General features: G+C 65.7%; 18 protein-coding genes and 1 other RNA gene. 3 read left to right on the top strand and 16 right to left on the bottom strand.

Translation table 11 applies throughout. From position 1 onward, the window contains the following. Positions 1-20 precede the first annotated feature (20 nt). The 12 genes from murB to rsmH all read right to left on the bottom strand — a co-directional run bounded on the left by murB (position 21) and on the right by rsmH (position 14,391). Entirely contained in the window at positions 21-938 is a 918-nt protein-coding gene (murB, locus tag ACWAT4_RS10880; protein WP_212447556.1) for a UDP-N-acetylmuramate dehydrogenase, read from the bottom strand. A 71-nt stretch (positions 939-1,009) separates the two neighbouring features. Next, positions 1,010-2,413, bottom strand: coding sequence for a UDP-N-acetylmuramate--L-alanine ligase (gene murC / locus ACWAT4_RS10875; RefSeq protein ID WP_449730524.1), 1,404 nt, complete (start codon positions 2,411-2,413; stop codon positions 1,010-1,012). 202 nt (positions 2,414-2,615) lie between these two features. Then, positions 2,616-3,716, bottom strand: a complete 1,101-nt coding sequence (locus ACWAT4_RS10870; RefSeq protein ID WP_449730523.1) for a UDP-N-acetylglucosamine--N-acetylmuramyl-(pentapeptide) pyrophosphoryl-undecaprenol N-acetylglucosamine transferase — start codon at positions 3,714-3,716, stop codon at positions 2,616-2,618. Between the two features lie 144 nt (positions 3,717-3,860). After that, positions 3,861-5,012, bottom strand: a complete 1,152-nt coding sequence (gene ftsW / locus ACWAT4_RS10865) for a putative lipid II flippase FtsW (protein WP_212298907.1) — start codon at positions 5,010-5,012, stop codon at positions 3,861-3,863. Positions 5,013-5,113: 101 nt separating this feature from the next. Continuing rightward, entirely contained in the window at positions 5,114-5,509 is a 396-nt protein-coding gene (locus tag ACWAT4_RS10860) for a hypothetical protein (protein WP_212425366.1), read from the bottom strand. Between the two features lie 2 nt (positions 5,510-5,511). After that, positions 5,512-6,909: a UDP-N-acetylmuramoyl-L-alanine--D-glutamate ligase gene (murD, locus tag ACWAT4_RS10855; RefSeq protein ID WP_449730522.1), complete on the bottom strand. Its 1,398-nt coding sequence runs from the start codon at positions 6,907-6,909 to the stop codon at positions 5,512-5,514. A 139-nt stretch (positions 6,910-7,048) separates the two neighbouring features. Then, positions 7,049-8,152 carry a phospho-N-acetylmuramoyl-pentapeptide-transferase gene (gene mraY / locus ACWAT4_RS10850; RefSeq protein ID WP_212298910.1) on the bottom strand — a complete coding sequence of 368 codons (1,104 nt, stop codon included), beginning with the start codon at positions 8,150-8,152 and terminating at the stop codon, positions 7,049-7,051. A gap of 179 nt (positions 8,153-8,331) precedes the next feature. Beyond that, the gene (locus ACWAT4_RS10845; RefSeq protein ID WP_449730521.1) at positions 8,332-9,711 is read right to left on the bottom strand and encodes a UDP-N-acetylmuramoyl-tripeptide--D-alanyl-D-alanine ligase; all 1,380 of its coding nucleotides are present in this window, start codon (positions 9,709-9,711) and stop codon (positions 8,332-8,334) included. Beyond that, a complete protein-coding gene (locus ACWAT4_RS10840; RefSeq protein WP_449730520.1) occupies positions 9,708-11,180 on the bottom strand; it encodes a UDP-N-acetylmuramoyl-L-alanyl-D-glutamate--2,6-diaminopimelate ligase in 1,473 nt (490 codons plus the stop codon). The genes ACWAT4_RS10845 and ACWAT4_RS10840 overlap by 4 nt, the downstream gene beginning before the upstream one ends. 80 nt (positions 11,181-11,260) lie before the next feature. Beyond that, positions 11,261-13,009, bottom strand: coding sequence for a peptidoglycan D,D-transpeptidase FtsI family protein (locus ACWAT4_RS10835; protein WP_212298913.1), 1,749 nt, complete (start codon positions 13,007-13,009; stop codon positions 11,261-11,263). Then, positions 13,006-13,398, bottom strand: a complete 393-nt coding sequence (ftsL, locus tag ACWAT4_RS10830) for a cell division protein FtsL (RefSeq protein ID WP_212425362.1) — start codon at positions 13,396-13,398, stop codon at positions 13,006-13,008. The genes ACWAT4_RS10835 and ftsL overlap by 4 nt, the downstream gene beginning before the upstream one ends. A 3-nt stretch (positions 13,399-13,401) precedes the next feature. After that, the gene (rsmH, locus tag ACWAT4_RS10825; RefSeq protein WP_449730519.1) at positions 13,402-14,391 is read right to left on the bottom strand and encodes a 16S rRNA (cytosine(1402)-N(4))-methyltransferase RsmH; all 990 of its coding nucleotides are present in this window, start codon (positions 14,389-14,391) and stop codon (positions 13,402-13,404) included. A 525-nt stretch (positions 14,392-14,916) separates the two neighbouring features. Between rsmH and ACWAT4_RS10820 the strand changes: the two genes are divergently transcribed. Beyond that, positions 14,917-15,699 carry an N-acetylmuramoyl-L-alanine amidase gene (locus ACWAT4_RS10820; RefSeq protein WP_212447480.1) on the top strand — a complete coding sequence of 261 codons (783 nt, stop codon included), beginning with the start codon at positions 14,917-14,919 and terminating at the stop codon, positions 15,697-15,699. Positions 15,700-15,704: 5 nt separating this feature from the next. On the opposite strand, the gene ACWAT4_RS10815 is transcribed toward ACWAT4_RS10820, so the two are convergent. Then, positions 15,705-16,940 (bottom strand): RNA polymerase sigma factor, encoded by a 1,236-nt coding sequence (locus ACWAT4_RS10815; protein WP_212447515.1) that lies wholly within the window; start codon positions 16,938-16,940, stop codon positions 15,705-15,707. Then, positions 16,940-17,290 (bottom strand): YciI family protein, encoded by a 351-nt coding sequence (locus ACWAT4_RS10810; protein WP_212298917.1) that lies wholly within the window; start codon positions 17,288-17,290, stop codon positions 16,940-16,942. The genes ACWAT4_RS10815 and ACWAT4_RS10810 overlap by 1 nt, the downstream gene beginning before the upstream one ends. A gap of 149 nt (positions 17,291-17,439) precedes the next feature. Between ACWAT4_RS10810 and rnpB the strand changes: the two genes are divergently transcribed. Further along, positions 17,440-17,857, top strand: an RNA gene (gene rnpB, locus ACWAT4_RS10805) — RNase P RNA component class A. 207 nt (positions 17,858-18,064) lie between these two features. Here rnpB and ACWAT4_RS10800 read toward each other — a convergent pair. Together ACWAT4_RS10800 and ACWAT4_RS10795 are read right to left on the bottom strand one after the other, a co-directional pair. Then, the gene (locus tag ACWAT4_RS10800; protein WP_212447481.1) at positions 18,065-18,778 is read right to left on the bottom strand and encodes an alpha/beta fold hydrolase; all 714 of its coding nucleotides are present in this window, start codon (positions 18,776-18,778) and stop codon (positions 18,065-18,067) included. A 76-nt stretch (positions 18,779-18,854) separates the two neighbouring features. Beyond that, the gene (locus ACWAT4_RS10795; protein WP_449730518.1) at positions 18,855-19,286 is read right to left on the bottom strand and encodes a DUF983 domain-containing protein; all 432 of its coding nucleotides are present in this window, start codon (positions 19,284-19,286) and stop codon (positions 18,855-18,857) included. Between the two features lie 79 nt (positions 19,287-19,365). Between ACWAT4_RS10795 and ACWAT4_RS10790 the strand changes: the two genes are divergently transcribed. After that, on the top strand, positions 19,366-20,736 hold the full coding sequence (locus tag ACWAT4_RS10790) for an aminotransferase-like domain-containing protein (protein ID WP_449730517.1): 1,371 nt from the start codon (positions 19,366-19,368) through the stop codon (positions 20,734-20,736). Positions 20,737-20,772: the final 36 nt, after the last annotated feature.

The following is a 20,772-nucleotide window of genomic DNA, read 5'->3' as shown; positions in this document are numbered from 1 at the left end:
TCGCCCCGGAATGACGGTGATCATGAAACCCCGACCCGCTTGATTTCCCAGTGCAGCTCAATTCCGGAATTTGTCTTCACGCGCTCGCGTACGGTCTCGCCCAGCGTCTCGATGTCGTGCGCGGTGGCATCGCCCGTGTTGATCAGGAAATTGCAGTGCATCTCCGAGACCTGCGCGCCGCCGACACGCAAGCCGCGGCAGCCGGCGGCATCGACCAGCTTCCAGGCGGAATGGCCGGGCGGATTCTTGAAGGTCGAGCCGCCGGTCTTTTCGCGGATCGGCTGCGCGGTCTCGCGATGGCTTTGCACCTCCGCCATGCGCGCGCGGATCGCATCAGCGTCCCTGATCTCGCCGCGAAAGCGCGCGGAGGTGAAGATGATGGAGGGATCGACGCCGCTGTTGCGATAGTCGAATTTCATGTCGGCGTTGGAAAAGACGTGCTTGGTGCCGTCGCGCCCGACGCCGCGCGCCTCGATCAGCACGTCCTTGGTCTCGCCGCCATTGGCGCCCGCGTTCATGCGCAGCGCGCCGCCGATCGTGCCAGGAATGCCAAAATAGAATTCGAGCCCGCCGATATTGGCGCCGGCGGCCACCTCCGCGACGCGCTTGTCGAGCGCTGCCGCACCCGCGGTGACGATGTCACCGTTCGCAGTGGCCTCACCAAAAGCGCGCGGCGCGAGCCGGATCACCGCGCCCGCAATGCCGCCGTCGCGCACGATGAGGTTGGAGCCGACACCGACGACATAGACGGGAATATCGCTAGCGAGATGCGCGAGGAAATAGGCGAGATCATCCTCGTCCGCGGGCGTGAACAGCACCTGCGCCGGCCCGCCGACACGAAACCAGGTGAGCTCGGCCAGCGACTGGTTCGCAAGCAACCGGCCGCGCAGCTCCGGCATCGCAGCTTTGAGTGAGGGGGTGATATCGGGGAAGCTCATAACGCTTCCTCGAGTGCGGCGGGAGGGAGCGCAGTGTGCTGTGCGGCGAATAGCCGATGCGACATCAGCATTCACCCCAGCGCCTTCAACTGGTCCGGCAGCGCATACGCCCATTGCGTGATGTTGCCGGCGCCGAGACACACGACGAGATCGCCCGACTTCGCCACGCCCTTCACGATGCCCGCAAGCTCCGGCGCTGCCGGCAGCGGAATCACCTCGCGGTGGCCATGCGCACGCAGACCGGAGACGAAATGATCGCGGTCGACGCCATCGATCGGCGTCTCGCCCGCGGCATAGACGTCGGCAACGATCACCGCATCGGCATCGTTGAAGCAGGTGCAGAATTCCTCGAACAGCGATTGCAGGCGGGTGTAGCGATGCGGCTGCACCACGGCGATGATCTTGCCGTTGGTGGATTCCCGCGCGGCCTTCAGCACCGCCGCGATCTCCACCGGGTGATGGCCGTAATCGTCGATCACGGTGACGCCGTTCCACTCGCCGGTCTTGGTGAAGCGGCGCTTGACGCCGCCGAAGCCGGCGATCGCCTTGCGGATTGCGTCATCCGAAACGCCGAGCTCGCGCGCGACCGCAATCGCGGCCGTCGCGTTGGAGGCGTTGTGACGGCCCGGCATCGGCAGCATGAGATCGGCGATCTCGTGCACGGCGCCGGTCTTGCGATCGCGGAACGCGACCTTGAATTTCGAGCCGCCGCCCGTCGGAGTGAGATCAAGCAGCCGCGCGTCGGCCTGTGGATTCTCGCCGTAGGTGACGATGCGGCGATCCTCGATCTTGCCGACGAGGCTTTGCACCACAGGATGATCGATGCACATCACGGCAAAGCCGTAGAACGGCAGGTTCTCGACGAAATGCCGGAACGCATCCTGCACGGCATCGAACGTCTTGAAGTGATCGAGATGCTCGGGGTCGACATTGGTGACGATCGCCACGTCCGTCGGCAGCTTCAGGAACGTGCCGTCGCTCTCGTCGGCCTCCACCACCATCCAGTCGCCGGCGCCGAGACGCGCGTTGGAGCCGTATGCATTGATGATGCCGCCGTTGATCACGGTCGGATCGAGCCCACCAGCATCGAGCAGCGTTGCGACCATCGTGGTGGTCGTGGTCTTGCCGTGCGTGCCGGCGATCGCGACGCAGCTCTTCAGCCGCATCAATTCGGCCAGCATCTCGGCGCGGCGCACCACGGGGATGCGCCGCTCGCGCGCCGCCATCAGTTCCGGATTGTCGCGCTTGATCGCGGTAGAGACCACGACGACCTCGGCGCCGCCGACATTCTCGGCCTTGTGGCCGACGGACACCTTCGCGCCCTTCTTGCGCAGACGGTCGAGATTGTAATTGTCGGAGGCATCCGAGCCCTGCACGGCATAGCCGAGATTGACCAGCACCTCGGCGATGCCGCTCATGCCGATCCCGCCGATCCCGACGAAGTGGATGGGTCCGATCTCGCGCGGCAGTCTCATGCTTTGTCCTATGGTTCCGTCGTCATGCCCGGGCTTGTCCCGGGCATCCACGAATCCCAAGCTACTTCATGCAAGACGTGGATGCACAGGCACTCGGTATACCGAGTGCCGTCTCTTTTTAAAGGACCAAGTCGGATAAATCCGACTTGGATGGACAAGCCCGGCCATGACGGCAAAAATACGAAAATCCGTCCGTTTAGACTCAGATTCCCGCGACTTTGACCACCAGATCGGCCAGCCGCTCGGCGGCGTCGAGCCGGCCTGCCCCCTTCGCTGCGGCGGCCATGTCGGCAAGGCGCGCCGGCTCGGCGGCGAAAACGGAGATCTCGGCAGCAAGGCGGTCAGAGGTGAACTCGGGCTGAGGAATGCGGATCGCGCCGTCGACCTTGGCCAGCACGCCGGCATTGGCGAACTGGTCCTGGTCGATCGAGCCGGGCAGCGGCACCAGGATTGAGGGCCGGCCGATCGCGGCGAGCTCGGCCACCGTGCCGGCGCCGGAGCGCGACACCACCAGATGATTGGAGGCGAGCCGCGCCGGCAGATCGGTGAAGAACGGCGCCAGTTCGGCCTTGATCTTGAGCTTGTCGTAGACCGCGCGGACGCGGCCCATGTCTTCGTCGCGGACCTGCTGGGTCAGGATGAGCCGGCCCCACAATGCGGGCTCGAGCCGTTCGATCGCGCCCGGCACGATATCGGCCATGATACGCGCGCCCTGGCTGCCGCCGACGACGAGAAGGTGCAGCGGGCCGTTCACTTCGGGGGCGGCATATGGCACCGCCGCAGCGGCAAGCACCGCTGGCCGCATCGGCGTGCCGACCGTCGTGGTCTTGCCTGCCAGCGCTGGATCGCGGTCGAGCACGCCCGGCAGCGACGTCGCGATGGCGCGAACGCGGCCCGACAGGAACCGGTTGGCGCGGCCGAGCACGGCATTGGCATCGTGGATGATGCCGGGCACGCCCGCGAATTTCGCAGCGACCAACGGCGGCAATGTCGGATAGCCGCCGAAGCCGACGACGGCAACGGGCTTCAATCGCTTGATCAGGCCGTAGGCGGACAGCGTGCCGGTGGCGAGCGTGAGCCCGGCATAGGCGATCTGAAGCGGATTGCGGCCGCGCGCGGTCTCGCTCGCAACGACGTCGATCATGTCCTTGCTGAACAGCCCGCTATAGCGCAGCGCGCGCTCATCCGTAACGAGGCGTACGCGAAATCCACGCCGGATCAGCTCGACACCGAGCGCCTCAGCCGGAAACAGATGGCCGCCGGTGCCGCCCGCGGCGAGAAGAATCAAAGGGGAGGTGTCCATAGAGAGGCCTTTTACAAGGTCTTTCTCGTCATTGCGAGCGCAGCGAAGTAATCCAGACTGCGTCCGCGGAGACACTCTGGATCGCTTCGTCGCTCCAGTGCAAAATTGCTTTGCAATTTTGTCACGAGCTCCTCGCAATGAGGCTTACGCGTAACTCCGCATCGCGTCGGCGTGGCCGCTGGCCTCGACCTCGGTGCGCGGACGCAGCCGTGTCAGAGCCAGCATCATGCCAACGCCGTAAGCCAACGACACGATCGAGGAACCGCCATAAGAGATGAACGGCAGCGTCATGCCTTTGGCGGGGATGAGCTGGAGGTTGACCGACATGTTGATCGCCGCCTGCACGCCGAACAGGATGGCGAGGCCCGAGGCGGCAAAGCGCGAGAACATGTCCTCGTTGGCATAGGCGCGCGACAGCGTGCGGATCACGACGAAGGCGAACAGCGCCAGCATGGCGAGGCACAGGATGATGCCGAACTCTTCGGCGGCGACCGCGAACACGAAGTCGGTGTGGCTGTCCGGCAGGCTGCGCTTGGCGATGCCCTCGCCAGGCCCCAAGCCGAACCAGCCGCCGTTGTAGAAGGCCTCCATCGCGGTATCGACCTGGAAGGTGTCTCCGGAGGCCGGGTTCATGAAGCGCTTGATGCGGCCCGCGACGTGCGGAACGAACAGGTAAGCGCTGAACAGACCGGCCGCGCCGAGACCCGCAAGGCCGAACACCCAGATCATGCGCATGCCCGCGATGAAGAACAGCGAGCCCCAAACCATCAGGATCAGCATGGTCTGGCCGAAATCCGGCTCCATCACCAGCAGCGACACCAGCATCAACAGCAGCACCAGCGCCATCGACGTCGCCGGCATTTCCGGCCGCTTGGTCGATTCCGCGAACAGCCAGGCCGCGATGACGACGAACGAGGGCTTTGCGATTTCGGAGGCCTGGATGTTGACGCCGAGCAGCGTGATCCAGCGCCGCGAGCCCTTCACCTCGGGGCCGATGGCGAGTGTCACGACGATCAGGATGATGCTGACGGTGAAGATGATCAGTGCGCTGCGCCGGATCGAGCGCGGCGACAGGAAGGAAACGCCGACCAGCACCATGAAGGACGGCGCCAGGAACATCACGTGGCGGCTGAAGAAGTGGAAGGGATCGAGGCCGATGCGGGTCGCGACCGGCGGGCTCGCCGCCAGCGACAGGATGACGCCGGTCAGCATCAGCACCAGGATCGCGCCGAGCAGCGGCTTATCGACGGTCCACCACCACTCGGTAAAGGGGGTGCGTTCTTCACGGGAGAGCATGGGCGGCCGCTTTCGGACAGAGGTCAGCCCATTGGTCGCCGAGGTTGGTTACCGGGGGGTTAAGGGAATGGATATCTTTGGCGGTAGATCCGCCCGCGGCCCTATTCGTAGTCGATCGCGATATCCCCGGCACGCTGCTCGCGCTTGTAGATCTGGTCCGGCTCCGGAATGAAGCCGATCCTGACTGCCCGCTCGCTGCTCCAGGCGACGACGACCTCGAGATGCCCGCGCACGCTGACAAAGGTCGGCGTGCTCTCGGGCGAGAACGTCCGGCCGCGCGCAATGATGCTGGCTTGCGTGCTCTCCGGTACCGTCGTTCCGCACGTCTTCCAGACCACGACGACCAGCTTGGCGCCGCTCGGAGAGGCGAACAACTTCTGGCGAACGACGCGGCACGCGCCGAACTCGTGCATGACGCTATCGAAGAGGACGACACAGAGGAAACCGACCGGCACAGCCAGAGCGACGACAAGTCCGATCCAGCGTCGCCGCGGCATCCTCACACCACCGGCTTCACGCCCGGCAGCGCCTGCACCAATTCGCGGAACTTGGTGCCGCGGATCTCGAAGTTGCGGTACTGGTCGAAGGAGGCGCAGGCCGGCGACAGCAGCACGACTGCGTCGGCAAACCCCGAGGCTTCCGCGTCACGCGCGGCATGGTCGACCGCGACATCAAGCGTCTGGCTGATCTCGTGCGCGACCGAACCAAGCGTGCCGGAAAACTCCTGCGCGGCTTCGCCGATCAGATAGGCCTTGCGGATGCGCGGGAAGAAGGAGGTCAGGCTGGTGATGCCGCCCGCCTTCGGCTTGCCGCCCGCGATCCAGAAGATGTCGGCAAAGGACGACAGCGCATGCGCGGTGGCGTCCGCGTTGGTGCCCTTGGAATCGTTGACGAACAGAACGTTGCTGCGGCGGCCGACCTGCTCCATGCGGTGCGCCAGGCCCGGAAAGCTGCGCAGGCCGTTCTGCAGCGCGTCCAGGCTGATGCCCATCGCGAGCGCGGCCGCGGCGGCGCAGGCTGCGTTCTGCGCATTGTGCTGGCCGCGCAGCGAACCGATGCCGCCGAGCTTCGCGACTTCGCCTCGCGCGCCGCCCGCCGTGCGCACGATGGTGCCGTGCTCGACGTGAATGCCGGAAGCCAGCGGATTCTTGACGGAGATCCGCACCACGTTCTTGCCGGCGCGATCGAGCCGGTCGGCGATGTCGCGGCAATAGCCGTCATCGACGCCGATGATCGAGGTGCCGCCTGCCTGCACGCCTGCAACGAGGCGCTCCTTCACCGCGGCGTAATGTTCGATCGTGCCGTGACGATCGATGTGGTCTTCGCTGACATTGAGCAAGATGCCGACGGAGGGATCGAGCGAGGGCGTGAGGTCGATCTGGTAGGACGACATCTCGATGACGTGGACGCGGCCCATGCGCGGCGGCTCCAGCGACAGGATCGCGGTGCCGATGTTGCCGCCCATCTGGGTGTCGTAACCGGCGACTTTCGTCAGATGCGCGATCAGGGCCGTCGTGGTCGACTTGCCATTGGTGCCGGTGATGGCGACGAACGGCGCGTTCGGGGCGTGACGGCGCCGCTCGCGGCAGAACAGCTCGATATCGCCGATCACCTCGACGCCGGCTTCACGCGCCTTCAGCACGCTCCAGTGCGGCACCGGATGCGTCAGCGGCACGCCGGGCGCGAGCACCAGCGCTGCGAAATTCGCCCAGGAGACGTTGCGCAGGTCCGCGGTGATGAAACCGGCCTGTGCTGCCTTGGCGACGTTCTCCGCATTATCGTCGGCGGCGATCACCTCGGCACCACCCGCTTTCAGCGCGTGGCAGGAGGCGAGCCCCGAACCGCCGAGGCCGAACACCGCGACCGTCTTGCCGGCGAAGGAAGTAACGGGAATCATGCCTAGACCCCGGTCATTCCAGGGCGACGCGACAGCGTCGAACCCGGAATCTCGAGTTTCTCAGGTGCGCAACCGCGCACCATAGTTCTCGCTTCGCAAGCCCCGGAATGACAGCAAGATTGAATCACCGCGACCATGATCACCGCAGCTTCAGCGTGGAGAGGCCGGCGAGCGCCAACATCACCGAGATGATCCAGAAGCGGATCACGATCTGCGGCTCGGTCCAGCCGAGCTGCTCGAAATGGTGGTGGATCGGCGCCATGCGGAAGATGCGCTTGCCCGTGAGCTTGAACGACACCACCTGCACGATGACGGAGACCGCCTCCAGCACGAACAGGCCGCCGATCACCGCAAGCACGATCTCGTGCTTCACCGCGACCGCGATCGCACCGAGCATGCCGCCGAGCGCGAGCGAGCCGGTGTCGCCCATGAAGATCGAGGCCGGCGGCGCGTTGAACCAGAGGAAGCCGAGGCCGGCGCCGAGCAGCGCGCCGCAGAGCACGGCGAGCTCGCCGGTACCGGCGACATATTTGATCTGGAGATAGTCAGCAAACACCGCGTTGCCGGCGAGATAGGCGATCATCGCAAAGCTCGCGGTCGCGATCATCACCGGCACGATGGCGAGGCCGTCAAGACCATCGGTGAGGTTCACCGCATTGCCGGCGCCGACGATGACGAAGGCGCCGAACACGACGAAGAACCAGCCGAAATGCAGCACGGTGTCCTTCAGAAAGGGAATCGTCAGCGCGGTCGACGCGGGATCGCGGTTCAGCCGCACCAGCGCATAGCAGGCGACCAGCGCGATGATTCCCTCGATCAGGAGGCGCAGCTTGCCGCCGAACCCGCTCGTGGTCTGCTTGGTCACCTTGAGGTAGTCGTCATAGAAGCCGACGAAGCCGAAGCCGAGCGTCACCGCCAGCACGATCCAGACATAGGGATTGAGCGGATTGCACCACAGCACGGTGCCGACCGTGAGGCCGGACAGGATCATCAGCCCGCCCATGGTGGGCGTGCCCTTCTTGGCCAGATGCGATTGCGGACCGTCGGTGCGGATCGGCTGGCCCTTGCCCTGGCGGATGCGGAGATGATCGATGATCCAGGGCCCGAACAGGAACACGAACAGCGCGCCAGTGACGATGGCGCCGCCGGTGCGGAAGGTGATGTAGCGGAAGACGTTCAGAACGGTGCGCACGGCACCGAAGCTCGGAAATGTGTTGGAGAGCTCGATCAGCCAGTAAAACATTCAGACGGTCCTATGGCGCCTTTCGCACGCAGAGATTTTTCAGACGCAGATGTCGCCGCACGCGCGTTCGCGTATCTTCAGCATGGGGCGGGCGACCTCCAAGAAACTTGACGGCAGGAAACCTGCCGGTTTTGCACCGCAAATACGGTGGGATTCGGGAACGACGCTTTCCAAGCAGTTTACGCCTTTGCCTGCAAGGCGGCCACTAGGCCCGGCACAAACTTGTTGACCCAGAACATCTTCTTGCTGCCCTTGACAACCACGACATCGCCTGCCTTCAGCAAGCCCGCAACCTCACTGGCTCTAAGCGTCGCGGGATCGTCGTGCCAGCCGAGCCGTTTGCCGGCGGGAAGCGCGTCATAGAGGTGACGCATCAGCGGGCCGACGCAGTAGATGCCGTCGATGCCGTCGAGATGCGTTGTGAGGGCGGTGTGGTAGCTTGGTGCGTCGTCGCCCAGTTCCAGCATGTCGCCAAGCACCGCAATGCGGCGGCCGCCGGTCATGTTGCGCGCCAGCAGACTTTGCAGCGCAGCAGCCACGCTCGCCGGATTGCCGTTAAAGCTGTCGTCAATCACGGTGACGCCACCGACCGCCTGCTCCACGCCGCGGCCGGTCATGATGCCGACGCGGTCGAGCTTGATGGCGAGCGTCGCCACATCGAGATGCGCGGCATGGATTGAAGCGAGCGCAGCGAGCGCGTTCTGCACGCGGTGCGGTGCGCCCGGCGTGAGGCTGAAGGCGATCTCCTTCTTGCCGATCCCGGCCACGATCTGCCAGCTCTCGCCATGTGGGGCGTGCGCGACCTCGTGCACCTCGGCTTTCTCCCCGAAGCGCACCACCTTGCCCTTCCAGTCGGGCGCCTTGATCCCGGCCGGCAGCACCAGCACGCCGTCCTCGGGCAGGCCGAGCGCGATCGACACCTTCTCGCGTCGGATCGCGTCGAGCGAGCCGAGCTTTTCCAGATGCACCGGCTGGACATTGACGACCAGCGCGACCGTTGGCCGCGTCAATTCGCTGAGCCGCGCGATCTCGCCAGTCTGGTTCATGCCCATCTCGACGACCCAGAGACTGGCATCGGGCCGGGCGTTGCACAGCGTCAGCGGCACGCCCCAGAAGTTGTTGAAGCTGGAGGGGCTCGCATAGGCATTGGGATAGGCCGCCAGAAATTCCTTGGTGCTGGTCTTGCCGGCGCTGCCGGTGAGCCCAATCACTGGCCCGCGAAATCGCGCACGTGCAGCGCGTGCGAGGCCCCAGAGGCCGTCGATCAGCGTGTCCTTCACCACGATCTGCGGAACGCGAACGCCCGCGATCTGATGCGGCACGATCATCGCAACCGCGCCGGAGGCTTCCGCCCTGTCCGCGAACTCCCAACCGTCGCGCGCACTGGCGAAGGCCGAGATGAAGCCACCGCTCGGCGTACCGGATAGCGCAACGAACAGGCTGCCCGGCTTCACCAGGCGGCTGTCCTGGGTGACGAAGTCGATCGGCGTGTCCGGGAATGATCCATCCGCGCCCAGCGCACGCGCCACCTCGGCAACCGTCCATAATGGCCCGCTCATGCGACCCTCGATGCTAATGCGGCGGCGACCGCCTCGTGATCACTGAACGGCAGAACCTCGCCGCCGACGATCTGCCCGGTCTCGTGCCCCTTGCCGGCAACGAGCAGCGCATCTCCATCTTCGAGCTCCTCGATCGCAGTGCGGATCGCCGCTGCGCGGTCGCCGATCTCGCGCGCGCCTTTTGCGGTAGCGAGGATCGCGGCGCGAATGGATTCGGGCTTTTCGCTGCGCGGATTGTCGTCGGTGATGATGACGCGGTCGGCATTCTCCGCCGCGATCTCGCCCATGATCGGCCGCTTGCCGGCGTCACGATCGCCGCCGGCGCCGAACACGACAACCAGCCTGCGCTTCGCGTAAGGGCGCAGTGCCTGCAACGCTTTCGCCAGCGCATCGGGCTTGTGGGCGTAGTCGACGAAGATCGGCGCGCCGTTGCGCTCGCCGACGCGCTCGAGCCGGCCCTTGGCGCCTTCGAGATGCTCGAGGCTCGCAAACACATTGGCTGCATCACTGCCGGTGCCGATCGCAAGACCGGCCGACACCAGCGCATTCTCGATCTGGAATTCGCCGACCAGCGGCAGTCGCACCGCATAATTCTTGCCGCGATGCTCGAGCGCAAGCTTTTGCGAGAAGCCTTCGACCACCGCCTCGGCGAGACGGATACCCTCGCCTGACCCATCGCCGTTGCGGCCGACCGCCATCACGCGCAGACCGCGCGTCTTCGCAGCATCAACCGCCTCCGCCGAGCAATCATGATCGGCGGAGATCACCGCGGCGCCGCCGGGCGGAACGAGCTCGCGGAACAGCCTGAGCTTTGCAGCGAGATAATGCGCGACGGTCGGATGGTAATCCATGTGATCGCGCGAAAGATTGGTGAAGCCGCCGGCGGAGACACGCACGCCGTCGAGGCGATATTGATCGAGACCGTGCGACGACGCCTCGAACGCAAGATGCGTCACGCCCTCCTGCGCGATCTCATTGAGCTGCTGGTGCAGCGCGATCGGATCCGGCGTCGTCAGCGAGCCGTAGACGGTGCGCTTCGGCGAGACGAGGCCGATGGTGCCGATGCTGGCGGACGCATGTCCCAGCCGCTCCCAGATCTGGCGCGTGAACGCGGCAACCGAGGTCTTGCCACTGGTTCCGGTCACAGCGGCGATGGTTGCAGGCTGTGCCGGGAAAAACTTTGCGGCGGCCATCGCCAGCGCGCGGCGCGGATTGCCGACAGCGACGAACGGCACCTTGCAGTCATCAGGCTCGTGATCGCCGACCACAGCCACCGCGCCGGCCGCGACCGCCGCATCGACGAAGCGCGCGCCGTCGGTCTTGCTGCCGGCGAGCGCAAAGAAGAGATCACCCGGCCTGACCACACGGCTGTCGAGCGCAATGCCGCTCACGTCGAGCGCCGCGACAGCGGGCTCGATTGCGGCATCATTGCCCAAGACATCCTGACCCAAGAGGTCGCGCAGCTTCATGGTCTTCCAGTTGCCGTGCCGGAAAGCCGAAACTTGCGGGAAATCCCCGACTCAGCAGCGGCTACGGCCTACCCGATTGATTACTGGGTTGTCCTGGATGCTGCAAGAATAAGGCGGTCAGCAGGCGGCAGGTCGTAGCGGGGCTCGATGCCGAGAAGCGGTCCGATCCGGGTAATGACGTTGCCGGCGGTCGGGACGGCGTTCCAGCCCGACGTGATGAAGCCGTAGGTTTCCTTCAGCGGCTGCGGCTCGTCGAGCATGATCAGGAGCTGGTATTTCGGCTTGTCGGCCGGCAGGATCGCGGTGAACGCGGTCAGCACCCGCTTCTTGGCGTAGCGGCCGTTGACCACCTTTTCCGCGGTGCCGGTCTTGCCGCCGATATAATAGCCCTTCACGTCGGCCTTGCGCGCCGTACCGATCTCGGCGTTCAGCCGCATCAGGAAGCGCATCTTGTCCGAGGTCTCGGGCTTGATCACGCGCTTGGCGATCGCCCGCGCCTCCTCCTCGGAGCGCTTGAGGAAGGTCGGCGGAATCAGAAGGCCGCCATTGGCGAGCGCGCTGACGCCCATCACCGCCTGCAGCGGCGCGACCGCCATGCCGTGGCCGAACGCGATGGTGATGGTGTTCAGTTCGCTCCAGCGCCGCGGCAGGATCGGCGAAGCGCTTTCCGGCAGCTCGGTGCGAAGCCGCTCGAGCTGTCCCATCTTGCGCAGGAACGCCTTGTGCGCCTCCACGCCCTGCGACAGCGCAATCCGCGCCGCGCCGACGTTGGAGGAGAAGGTGAACACCTCTTTCATGTTGAGGAAGCGGCCCTTCGGCTCGTCGTCATGGATCGCGAACTTGCCGTAGTGCAGCGGCCCGCGCGCATCCCACAGCGAGTCGAGACCGTATTTGCCGGTGTCGAGCGCCATCGCGAGCGTGAAGGCCTTGAAGGTCGAGCCCATCTCGTAGACGCCGGTGGTCAGGCGGTTGATGCGGTCGGGATCGTGGGCTTCCTTCGGATTGTTCGGGTCGAAATCCGGCACCGAGACCATCGCGATGATTTCGCCGGTGTTGACGTTGGTGACGAGGCCGGAGGCCGCCTTGGTGTGGAACTTCTCCTTGGCCTTGAGCAGCTCGTCGCGCAGCGCGTGCTCGACGCGCAGGTCGACCGACAGCTCGACCGGCTTCTGCAGCCGGTCGATGGCAAAGCCGGCGCGATGGAGATCGGCGAGGCCCTGGTTATCGAGCCACTTCTCCATGCCGGCAATGCCCTGGTTGTCGATGTTGACCAGGCCGATGAGGTGGGCGACCTCATTGCCGGTCGGATAGACGCGCTTGTTCTCGCGCAGGAAGCCGATGCCGGGGATGCCGAGCTTGTGGATGTCCTGCTGCTGCTTCGCCGTGATCTCGCGCTTGAGCCAAACGAAACCCTTGCGCGTTTTCAGGCGCTCGCGCACCTCGGCTTCGTCGAGGTCGGGCACCGTCGCGGTCAGAAGCTCGATCGCCTCGTCCTTGTCGATGATGCGGCGCGGCTCGCCGAACATGCTGGCGGCCTTGACGTCGGTCGCAAGGATCGCGCCGTTGCGGTCGACGATGTCGGGCCGCGCAGTCGCGACCACTTCCTGCGAGGCGGCGCGCCGCGCGCTGTGGGCGTCGGCGCCGATCGCGAACATCACGAGCCGGCCGCCGATCAGGGCGTAGATGGTTCCGAAGGCCAGCATCGCCAGGCCAACGCGCGCCCGGGCCTTCGCCTGGCGGTCGACATTGCGCCCGTAGAGCAGGCTGCGGACCAGGCGCTGCCGCCAGGGTTCGGTCGGCTTGGGTTTGGCCGGAGTCAAAGCGCTCATTGCTTGTCCTCAGGCTGAGGCACGGAGCCCGTTACGGTATCAGGATCGCTCGCTGCTTCGATGGTGTTGAGCATGGCGCCGATCGGATCGGGCTCGCCCGGCCTGAACATCCGCGGCGGACGATCCGGCAGGTTCTTCAGTGAATCATATTGCGTGCCGTTGACGGGCTTGAGCGGCAGATGCCGCTCGACGAGGCCCTGTAGCCGCAAGGGCGCATCGAGCTTGGCCCATTCGGAGCGCAGCTGCGCGATGGCGTCGCGCTGCTCGCGAATCTCGGCGTGCAGCCGCAGCACCTTCTCGGTGCGGGCGGTGGAATCCATCTTGATCCGGTAGACATAGGCGGCCGCGAAGATCAGCGCACCGATGACGAGGAGGTGGATGAAGCGCATGTGCTAGCCGCCCCTCATCACGTCGGAGAGTTTTGGCCAGGACGATGGCTCGTCGTCGGCATGCACCGGCGCCGAAGTGCGCTCGGCGGCGCGCAGCTTTGCAGAACGTGCGCGCGGATTGTGCGCGACTTCCTCTTCGCCGGCGATCACGGGCCGCCGCGTCAGCAGCCGGAAGCTCGGCGCGCCTTGCGCCACTTCCGGCAGGTGCCGCGAGCCGCCGCCGGTCTTCGAGCGCTCGGAGAGGAAATTCTTGACGATGCGGTCTTCCAGCGAGTGGAACGAGACCACGACGAGACGGCCGCCGGGCCTGAGCACGCGCTCGGCCGAGGCAAGCGCAGTCTGCAGCTCCTCGAGTTCCTCATTGACGAAGATACGCAGCGCCTGGAACGTCCGCGTCGCCGGATGAATGTCGCCGGGCTTCGAGCGCACCACCCTGCCGACGAGATCGGCGAGCGCGCGTGTGGTCGTGAACGGCGTCTCCTGCCGGTCGGCGACGATGGCGCGGGCGACGCGGCGCGAATGGCGCTCCTCGCCGAATAGATAGATGATGTCGGCGAGATCGCTTTCCGACGCGCGCGCGACGACGTCGGCCGCGGTCGGTCCCGTCTGCCCCATCCGCATGTCGAGCGGACCGTCGAGGCGGAACGAGAAGCCGCGACCGGCCTGGTCGAGTTGCATCGAGGAGACCCCGACGTCCATCACGACGCCGTCGATTGCTTCGACGCCTTGCGCCGCGCAGACCTCGGCGAGGTTGGAGAAGCGGTCCTCGACCAGTGTCAGCCTGCCGGCGGAACCCGCGACCAGTTCGGCGCCGCCGGCGATGGCGGTGCGGTCGCGATCAATGGCAATGAGCCGGGTTCCCGGCACTTCGAGAATGGCGCGGCTATAGCCGCCGGCACCGAAGGTGGCATCGACATAGATGCCGCCCTCGCGCGGCGCGAGATGCTCGATCGCCTCGCGGCCCAGCACGGGAATGTGCGGTGCGGCACTCATGCGTCGCGCCCGCCGGGTACGCAGGAGAGCAGGCAGGTCAAACCGGGGGCGAAGCAGCCCATCACGCCTCGAATAATTCCGCGTCGCGGCGGTTCCACGACAAAGCCCCAATCCAGCATACGCGCCGAGCCCGGTCGTCCCAGGCCGCAGACCCGGTGTTCCCAGTGGAATATGTCGGGCAACCATGGGATTTCGAGCCAAAAACGCTTTTGGCCGCCTCCGGACGCGGGTCGGCTCTTCATCTCTCAGTAACGGCGCTTAGCGTTAAGAAAGCGTTGATCGGCTCGTTACAAGTCGAAAAGGTCCTTGGGCGGTGATGCGTCATCCACACACTGAGCCGAAAATGCGCCCGTTAACCGCACCGCGCGATTGCGCGAACCGGACAGTAAAGAAATAGTAAAGAGAAGGGCTTGGCCCATTATCCTGTCCGACCTGAGTTTGTTTATGTCGTCCGGTCCGTCCACGCCGTCTGGAACTGATTCGAAGCGTCAGCGCGTTCTCCCGGTTCCCAAGGCCGCGGCGAACATGCGGACCTTCGAGCCGGATTCGTCGACCGTCTCCGACATCATCCCCTCGCCCAACCATGGCGAGCGCAACAAGGGCCGGCAGCCCGACATGATCGTGCTGCACTACACCGGCATGCCCGACGTCGAGGGCGCGCTGGCGCGGCTGTGCACGGCGGGCACCGAAGTGTCGGCGCATTATGTCGTGCTGGAGGACGGCCGCATCGTTCAATGCGTCCCCGAAGCACGGCGCGCCTGGCACGCCGGCGTCTCGTCCTGGGCCGGCGAGGACGACATCAACTCCTGCTCGATCGGGATCGAGATCATCAATCGCGGCCACGATTGGGGCTATCCCGAATATCCGCTGCGCCAGATCGCAGCGGTCATCGCGCTATGCCGCGGCATCATCCTTCGCCGCAAGATCGTGCCGCAACGGGTGCTCGGTCATTCCGACGTCGCGCCCGCGCGCAAGAAGGATCCCGGCGAAAAATTTCCCTGGCATTCGCTGGCCAATTCCGGCGTCGGCCACTGGGTGACGCCCGCCCCGATCGTGCGCGGCGAAACCCTGATGCTCGGCACCATCAGCGACGCGGTGCTGAGCCTGCAGCAGGCGCTCGCCCGCTACGGCTATGGCGTGCCGCTCACCGGCAAATACGACGCTGCGACGATGGAAGTCGTCACCGCCTTCCAGCGCCATTTCCGCCCGGCGCGGCTCGATGGTGTTGCCGATCATTCGACGCTGACCACGTTGCAAGCGCTGCTGGGGAGCCTGCCGGCGGACGGGACGGCCGTCGCGTCGAAGTGACGGCGCTAGTCGTCCATCTCCCTCACCCGCCGCGCATATAACCGCCGCAACGGCTCCAGCTGCGTCGCCTCGCTCGCCACGGCATAAGCCTCGCGCGCCTCCTGCTTTCGCTCCAGCCGCCGCAGCAAATCCGCGCGCACCGCGGGCAGCAGCTCGTAGCCATCGAGGCCGCCGCGCGCCGTGATCGCGTCGACGAGATCGAGCGCGCGCGCCGGGCCGTCGACCATCGAGATCGCGGCGGCATGGTTGAGCTCGATCACCGCCGACGGGCTGATGCGCAGGAGAACCTCGTAAAGGCCGGCGATTTGCCGCCAATCGGTCGCCTCGAAGCTCGGCGCGCGGGCATGCAGCGCGGCAATCGCGGCCTGCACCGCATAGGGCCGAGGCCGGCCCGGCACACGCAGCGCGTCATCGACGAGTCGCAGGCCCTCCTGGATCTGCGCGCGATCCCAGAGCGAGCGGTCCTGCTCTTCCAGCAGCACGATATCGCCAGCCGCAGTCTCGCGCCCGGCACGGCGCGCATCGTGCAGCAGCATCAAGGCCAGCAAGCCCTTGATCGCGGCGCGATCGGGCATCAGGCGATCGAGCAGGCGGCCGAGCCTGATCGCCTCGACCGCGAGATCGGGCCGCATCAAATCCGCGCCTGAGGTCGCGACATAGCCTTCGGTGAAGACGAGATAGATCACGGCAAGCACGCCGTCGAGCCGCGGCGCCAGCGCGCCGCGCTCGGGCACTTCATAGGGAATGCCGGCAAGCCTGATCTTCTGCTTGGCGCGAACGAGGCGCTGCGCCATCGCATCCTCACCGACGAGAAAGGCGCGCGCGACCTGCGCGGCGGAGAGGCCGCACACCGTGCGCAGCGTCAGCGCGACCTGAACCTCGGGCGCGAAGGCCGGATGGCAGCAGGTGAAGATGAGCCGCAGCATGTCATCATCGAGCATGGCCGGCGGCTCGACCGGCGCATCTGCGTTGAACTCGAGCTCATGCAGCAGCGCCTGCTGCTTGCCGCGAAAGGCGGCCCGGCGGCGGACGCGGTCGATCGCCTTGTTACGACCGACATTGACCAGCCAGGCGCGCGGATTGTCGGGGACCTCGCCCGCCGACCAGCGCTCCAGCGCCACCGCAAAGGCGTCCTGGAGCGCGTCCTCGGCGAGATCGAAATCGCCGACGAGGCGGATCAGCGTGGCCAGCGCCCGCCCCGCCTCGTCGCGAAAGATCTTGTCGATGTCGGTCGCGGCAATCACTTGTAGATCATGACCGGCCTGACTTCGATCGAGCCGTCCCTGGCTCCGGGAATCCGAGCGGCCAGTGCGACGGCGGCGTCGAGATCCTTGGCGTCGACCAGATAGTAGCCGCCAAGTTGTTCGCGCGTCTCCGCGAACGGTCCGTCGGTCGTCAGGGTCTTGCCATCCCGCACACGCACGGTGGTCGCGGTGGTGCTCGGCTGGAGCCCGTCACCAGCCTTGAAATGGCCGCTCTGGATGATCGACTGCGTGTAGGTGCCGTATTCCTCAGACATCTTCTGACGGGCGGCAGGGGTCATGTTGCTCAACTGAGCTTCGCTCCGGTAGATCAGCAGCAGATACTGCATGGGTCACTCCTGTTGTTCGGCTTGATCGCCGACACCAGTCGAACGGGGGATGCGCCAAACGACAATCTTCAGGATAATTTATTTCGGGCAAGGCGTGCGCGGCGATATCGCCTTGACGGAACCGTCACAAATGCTCCATGCGTAGCCCGTCAGTCGGCCGGACGGCCGCTCCGGCAGGTGCCGAAAGGCCGCCGGGGAGGAAAGTCCGGGCTCCCTTGACATGCGGTGCCGGATAACGTCCGGCGGGGGCGACCCCAGGGAAAGTGCCACAGAGAACGAACCGCTTCCTCCTCGGAGGAAGTAAGGGTGAAAAGGTGCGGTAAGAGCGCACCGCGGCGCCGGCAACGGAGCCGGCATGGTAAACCCCACCGGGAGCAAAACCGAATAGGGACGGCTTAAGCGGGCTGTTCGCGCAAGCGATAACGCCGCGGGGCGATGTCAGGCCCGCCGTCCGGGTAGGTTGCTCGAGGCCATGTGCAAACATGGCCCCAGAGGAATGGCCGTCACGTATCGTGCGCGCAAGCGGACGGTGCCCTACAGAACCCGGCTTACAGGCCGGCTGATCTCTTGCAACGAGGGGTTCGATGCTGACGCATCGGGCCCCTCACCATTTTGGGACCGAGCGAGCAGCCATTCAACAAGTGTCATTCCGGGGTGTGCGTAGCACGAGCCCGGAATCCATCGAGCGGCAGAGATCGTGGCGGAATGGATTCTCAGATGCGCAATTGCGCATCATAGCTCTCGCTTCGCGAGCCCCGGAACGACGACTGTGAGTTAGACGACGATCTCGTTCAAGACACCCATCAGCGCCTCCGGCGCCGTGACGTTCGGCGCGTGACTGGCGTCGAGCTCGAAATAGCGCCAGCCCTCCTCGCTCCTGGTTCGCTTGGCGAACTGCCCGAACACATCGCCCGGCGGAATGCGTTTGCAATAGATATAGCTGCGCGGCATCGCTGGGTCGCCGTGCCCGAGCTTCAGCTTCGTCTCGAAGCATTTGATCGGCATGTCGATGCGGCGCGCGTTGAGCCAGTCGAGATCGGCTTGCGGCGTATCCGGCGGCGGCGGATTCGGCGGGATGCGGTAACCATCGCCGGCGGCCGCCGCCTTGCGCATCGGCTCGCGGCCGGCCTCGTTGAGATCGAACAGCGACTGGCCATCGCGCGGCACGAAGGCGTCGAGATAGATCAGCTGCGCCACGCGCTCTCGCACGCGGTCGGCAACGCCGGTGGCGACCATGCCGCCATAGCTGTGGCCGAGCAGCACGATGTCATTGAGGCCCTCGAACTTGATGACGTTGAGAATGTCCTGGACATGCGTCTCGAGATCGACCGCGGGACTGGCGAGATGCGATCGCTCGCCGAGCCCGGTGTAGGTCGGCGCGACCAGGCGGTGCCCGGCCTGCGCCATCAGCGGCTGCATCTTCCGCCACGACCATCCGCCGGACCACGCGCCATGACAGAGCAGGAAGGTTTTTGCGCGTGCAGTCATCGGCGTTTCCATCGTTCTTGTTTTGATACGACGGAGTGTAGCGTCGGCCTGCGCGATGTAAACGCCGCGACGTGCCTCAGGCCGCGCGCGGCGCTTTCACCAGCACAGGCGCAAGCTGACCGGCCTCGCGCCGCAGCTTGCCCGCCTCAAAGCCGTGCATGCCGATCTGCCATTGCAGGCCGACGATGGCGCCCTTGGTCGGTTGCAGCAGCGCGAGCGAAGCAAACAGCGTCACCGGCAACCACACCGCCAATTGCAGCCACACCGGCGGCGCATAGGCGGTCTCGACCGCGAGGATCGCCGGCACCACGAGGTGGCCGACCACGACCATCACCAGATAGGCCGGGAAGTCATCGGCGCGCTGGTGAAACAGCTCCTCGCCGCAATGGTCGCAGGCATCTGCGACTTTGAGGAAGCGGCCGAACAAATGGCCTTCGCCGCAGTTCGGGCACTTGCCGCGAAAGCCGCGCCACATCGCCTTTGCAAGAGAGACTGAACCGGTCGCCATGACCCCACCTCTTCCGTTTTGTTGATCCATACAATAATATCTTGTATCCATACATTCAAAGGATATGGAGCCAAGTTGCATGGATTGGACTCCTACAATCTCGGAGCTCAGCGGGCCGCGTTACCAGCGCATCGTCGAGGCCATGGAGGCCGACATCGCCGCTGGCCGGCTGGTGCGCGGACAGCAACTGCCGACGCAGCGCGCACTCGCCAAGGCGCTCGGCATCGACCTGACCACGGTGACGCGCGCCTACACCGAGGCGCGGCGCCGCGGCATCATGGAGGCCCGCGTCGGCCAGGGCTCGTTCGTGTCGGAGACCAGTGCACGCCGCGCGGTCGACCTGCCGCATCCCGTCGCGATCGACCTCTCGATGAACGTGCCGCCACACCCGCTCGAAGCGCAGCTCGACGAGCGCATCATCGCTGGCCTCGAAGCCATTCGCGCGCAATCGGGCCTGACTGCATTCCTGAATTATCAGCCGCCCGGCGGCAGCGCGCATGAGCGCGAGGTCGCCGCGCGCTGGATGCGCGCGCGCGTTCCGCATGCCCATGCCGACAGGCTCGTGATCTTTCCCGGCGCGCAGACGATCCTGTTCAACCTGCTCGCGCACCTTGCGCGGCCTGGCGATGTCGTGCTGACGGAAGCCCTCACCTTCCCCGGCATCAAGGCGGCCGCGGCGCAGCTCGATATCAAGCTCGTCGGCGTCGCCATGGATGACGGCGGCATCCTGCCCGATGCGCTCGCGAAAGCCTGTCGCACCCACAGGCCGAAAGCCGTCTATCTCGTTCCGACGCTGCACAATCCGACCACAGCGACGCTTGCTCCCGAACGGCGCAGCGCAATCGCAAAGATCATCCGCGATGCCGACACAACGCTGATCGAGGACGATGCCTACGGGCTGCTTGAGCGCTCGGCCTCGCCGATCGCCAACCTCATCCCCGAGCGGACATATCTGGCGACCACGCTGTCAAAATGCATCGCACCCGCGCTGCGCGTCGCCTATCTGCTGACGCCCGATAGCGATGCACAGCTTCAGATGCGCGGCCACTTGCAGGCCACCGTGCAGATGCCGGCGCCGCTGATGGTCGCGCTGGTGACGCATTGGCTCGAGAGCGGCGTCGCCGACCGTATCATCACCGCAATCCGCAACGAGGCCGTCGGCCGCCAGCAGCTGGCGCAGCGCGCCTTGAAGGGCTTTAAGTTCCAGGCGAAGCCAGCCGCGCATCATCTGTGGCTGCGTTTGCCGGAGGGGCGGCCGGACGTCGCGGCGCATCTGCTGCGCAACGGGCTCGCGATCGTCGCCGGCGAGGCTTTCACCGTCGGAGAACCACCACCGCACGCGGCGCGCGTCTCGCTCGGCGCAGCGCGCAACCGATCGGAATTGACGGAGGCGCTGCGCATCCTCGTCGGCGCGCTGCACAAGCCCGCCGATACCAGGCAGATCGTCTAGCACACATCTATTGATGCTGACGGCGCCGCATCTGTG

The organism is Bradyrhizobium sp. T-1, assembly GCF_053592855.1.
The sequence above is the reverse complement of the archived record's forward strand: the minus strand, read 5'-3'. Positions and strand labels throughout refer to the sequence as shown.

Coding starts and splice junctions, on each gene's coding strand:
- murB (WP_212447556.1), bottom strand. CDS start 938: ATGAGCTTCCCCGATATCACCCCCTCACTCAAAGCTGCGATGCCGGAG.
- murC (WP_449730524.1), bottom strand. CDS start 2,413: ATGAGACTGCCGCGCGAGATCGGACCCATCCACTTCGTCGGGATCGGC.
- ACWAT4_RS10870 (WP_449730523.1), bottom strand. CDS start 3,716: ATGGACACCTCCCCTTTGATTCTTCTCGCCGCGGGCGGCACCGGCGGC.
- ftsW (WP_212298907.1), bottom strand. CDS start 5,012: ATGCTCTCCCGTGAAGAACGCACCCCCTTTACCGAGTGGTGGTGGACC.
- ACWAT4_RS10860 (WP_212425366.1), bottom strand. CDS start 5,509: ATGCCGCGGCGACGCTGGATCGGACTTGTCGTCGCTCTGGCTGTGCCG.
- murD (WP_449730522.1), bottom strand. CDS start 6,909: ATGATTCCCGTTACTTCCTTCGCCGGCAAGACGGTCGCGGTGTTCGGC.
- mraY (WP_212298910.1), bottom strand. CDS start 8,152: ATGTTTTACTGGCTGATCGAGCTCTCCAACACATTTCCGAGCTTCGGT.
- ACWAT4_RS10845 (WP_449730521.1), bottom strand. CDS start 9,711: ATGAGCGGGCCATTATGGACGGTTGCCGAGGTGGCGCGTGCGCTGGGC.
- ACWAT4_RS10840 (WP_449730520.1), bottom strand. CDS start 11,180: ATGAAGCTGCGCGACCTCTTGGGTCAGGATGTCTTGGGCAATGATGCC.
- ACWAT4_RS10835 (WP_212298913.1), bottom strand. CDS start 13,009: ATGAGCGCTTTGACTCCGGCCAAACCCAAGCCGACCGAACCCTGGCGG.
- ftsL (WP_212425362.1), bottom strand. CDS start 13,398: ATGCGCTTCATCCACCTCCTCGTCATCGGTGCGCTGATCTTCGCGGCC.
- rsmH (WP_449730519.1), bottom strand. CDS start 14,391: ATGAGTGCCGCACCGCACATTCCCGTGCTGGGCCGCGAGGCGATCGAG.
- ACWAT4_RS10820 (WP_212447480.1), top strand. CDS start 14,917: ATGCGGACCTTCGAGCCGGATTCGTCGACCGTCTCCGACATCATCCCC.
- ACWAT4_RS10810 (WP_212298917.1), bottom strand. CDS start 17,290: ATGCAGTATCTGCTGCTGATCTACCGGAGCGAAGCTCAGTTGAGCAAC.
- ACWAT4_RS10800 (WP_212447481.1), bottom strand. CDS start 18,778: ATGACTGCACGCGCAAAAACCTTCCTGCTCTGTCATGGCGCGTGGTCC.
- ACWAT4_RS10795 (WP_449730518.1), bottom strand. CDS start 19,286: ATGGCGACCGGTTCAGTCTCTCTTGCAAAGGCGATGTGGCGCGGCTTT.
- ACWAT4_RS10790 (WP_449730517.1), top strand. CDS start 19,366: ATGGATTGGACTCCTACAATCTCGGAGCTCAGCGGGCCGCGTTACCAG.